Here is a 290-nt window from a genome sequence, read left to right on the forward strand (position 1 = left end):
GTTCCTCCAACACGCTGAGTAGGAGAATCGGGAAAAATAAGTGATGGATAGGCCTCATCTAAGGCAATCAATTCATGCAATAATTGATCATAAACACTGTCAGCAACGTCCGGTTTATCTAGTACATAATAGGCATAACCATATTCATGTAATAATTTATGTAACTCCGCTATTCGTTGTTCTATTTCGTTCATTTACGTTCCTCCGCTTACGCTTTTTCAATCGGTGCAAATTGTTCCAGTAATCGCTTAATACCGATTGGTTGTGGAAAAGCAATATCAAGCTCAGTA

The 290-nt window shown here is 38.3% G+C and carries 2 protein-coding genes; both read right to left on the reverse strand.

Going from position 1 to position 290, the window contains the following annotated elements; translation table 11 throughout:
• The coding region (locus KVT27_RS24230) for a DNA ligase LigA-related protein (RefSeq protein ID WP_217582135.1) at positions 1-194 on the reverse strand (194 nt) is incomplete at its 3' end.
• A 14-nt stretch (positions 195-208) separates the two neighbouring features.
• On the reverse strand, positions 209-290 hold an 82-nt coding region (locus tag KVT27_RS27370), incomplete at its 5' end, for a hypothetical protein (protein ID WP_369009668.1).

Source organism: Lysinibacillus sp. GbtcB16, from assembly GCF_019091145.1.
In the GTDB taxonomy this organism is placed as follows: domain Bacteria; phylum Bacillota; class Bacilli; order Bacillales_A; family Planococcaceae; genus Lysinibacillus; species Lysinibacillus fusiformis.